The organism is Deinococcus sp., from assembly GCF_018260405.1.
GTDB lineage: Bacteria > Deinococcota > Deinococci > Deinococcales > Deinococcaceae > Deinococcus.
This window is the reverse complement of record NZ_JAGLBG010000032.1, coordinates 25,238-27,045: the sequence shown is the minus strand read 5'-3', so window position 1 is coordinate 27,045 and position 1,808 is coordinate 25,238. Positions and strand designations below refer to the sequence as shown.

Sequence of the window (1,808 nt, the reverse complement as noted above, 5' to 3'; positions counted from 1 at the left end):
ATCCATTTGGACTGGCTTAGTTGACGTTTTTCGTGGCGTCTTACCCAAACTCGACTTCTCGTGCTGAGCAGTTACGAGAGCTTTATGATTTTTAAATCAGCGTGAGGCGACGGTTGCGATTTTTAGCAAGGCCAACTATAAAGCAGCTTTCGGCAAGGCGCCTCGACTGCGTGCCCCCGACTCCAAGCTCTCAGGCCCAGCGATCAGCCTTAGCGATCAAAAGAGGTCGCCTTGCCTGCCCAACCGTATAAGCAAAACCACCTGCCGTGCCAGCCCGGTGAGTTGCCAGCCCCCCTGCAGCCGCGTTAGCAACCCTAGTTGCCCCAGCCCCAGCAGCGCCGCCTCCGTTTCCTGGCGCGAAAGCCCCGGCAAGGTGGGCTGCGCGGCGCAATCACTGTACGGGTCAAAGGGATCAAGGGCGGCCAGCAGCCCGTCCAGCACGTTCAATTCCCGTTCCGAAAGCTGCTCCAGCAGTCGCAGGGTCTGGAACTTGTCTACCGCTGGCGGCGGGTAGCGCAGCAGGCAGCCAGCCAGAGCGCGGGCAATCAGGCGCAGCTTGCCCTCCGACTCGGCGATTTCGGCGGCCCGCAGCGCCTGCACCACGTTGGCCCGGAAGCCGTCCGAGCGCAGGTAGCTGTGGTCTACGGCGTCGGCGTACCCTGCGGCCACGAACGCGAATTCTGCCGCCAAGTGGTGCGCCAGCCTCTCGGCCTGCTGAGCGTTGGCATAAGCGTGCCACTCGCGGAAGCTGGCGGGCAGGCCCAGCGGCGTAAGGGTTTGCAGGGCAGGGAGAAGGGGCGTGAGGGCGTTCATGAGGCTAAATAGACTCTACTTTAGGGCTGTGTAAAAACTTCTACCAGGCAGCCGTCAAGCTGGTCTTTTTGCTCCTCAAGTGGCTTATCTGGGTCGGGCAGCCACGCATAACAAATGTTGCCCCGTGAAAACGGAATACCCAATGTGTACAGGTCGCGCATTTAGCCTCTCGCCCGCACCACATCCAGCCCGTCCCGCACCAGCAGTTCGCCGTCCCGGTACACCACGCGCATCAGCGAGCCGGGAAAGTCCGTGTCGAAGGTGCGGTACTGCCGCGTCACCATGCGCCCATCTTCTTCCACCAAATCCAGCACGCCGTCTTTGCTGCGCTTGCCAGGGTCGGTCACCGGGTCTTTGTAGATGCCCCGGTACTCCCCGCCGACCACGCCCGCGCTGGCTTTGTACGCAAAGCGCTGGGTGTCGCGGTCTACCCGTTGCAGCAGTGCCCCGCCCATGCCAAAGCTGACGTTTTCGGCGCTAAAGCCCTCCACTTCCAGGTTCTGCAAAATCTGGCGAATAGTCTGCTCGTCTATCCCGTCGCCCTGAATCACCCGCACGGTGTTCAGCACCTTAAAGCCCTTGGCGTTGGTGGTCGTGCCGTACTTGGCGGCCAGCGCATGAACCGCTAGGCGCACCATCGCGGGGGGGTCGCCACTGTCGGGGCGCACCACCAGGGTCGCGCCGCTTTCCTCCACTTCCTTACGCAGCGTTTCGCCCCAGTGAACGTTAATGGCGTGCTTGAGGTCGTAACTGTCGCTGACCACGGCAAAAATCCCGCCCTTCTTGCCGAATTGCCGCACCATGTTGCGGTAGGCGTCTACCTCATGTTCCTTGCCCCAGCTGGTAATGGTGCTGTGCTCGGCGGCGGGAATGCTGAACCCGGCGATGTCGGCGTCGTAGTGGTTGCGGCCCACGCGCAGGGCCTCCAGGGTGTCGCTGCCCTGAAAGTTAACGAGGTGGCTTAGCCCCCCGATGCCCGCGCTCTCGCGGCTGCT

1 protein-coding gene and 1 pseudogene are annotated in these 1,808 nt (G+C 62.2%); both read right to left on the bottom strand.

Going from position 1 to position 1,808, the window contains the following annotated elements:
* Positions 1 to 216 precede the first annotated feature (216 nt).
* Positions 217 to 813 (bottom strand): hypothetical protein, encoded by a 597-nt coding sequence (locus tag QZ269_RS06025; RefSeq protein WP_291425362.1) that lies wholly within the window; start codon positions 811 to 813, stop codon positions 217 to 219.
* Between the two features lie 161 nt (positions 814 to 974).
* Positions 975 to 1,808 (bottom strand): annotated as a pseudogene (locus QZ269_RS06020) (nicotinate phosphoribosyltransferase); the annotation flags it as partial.

Excerpts from the sequence above, each read along its gene's own strand:
- QZ269_RS06025 (WP_291425362.1), bottom strand. The coding sequence starts at position 813 with ATGAACGCCCTCACGCCCCTTCTCCCTGCCCTGCAAACCCTTACGCCG.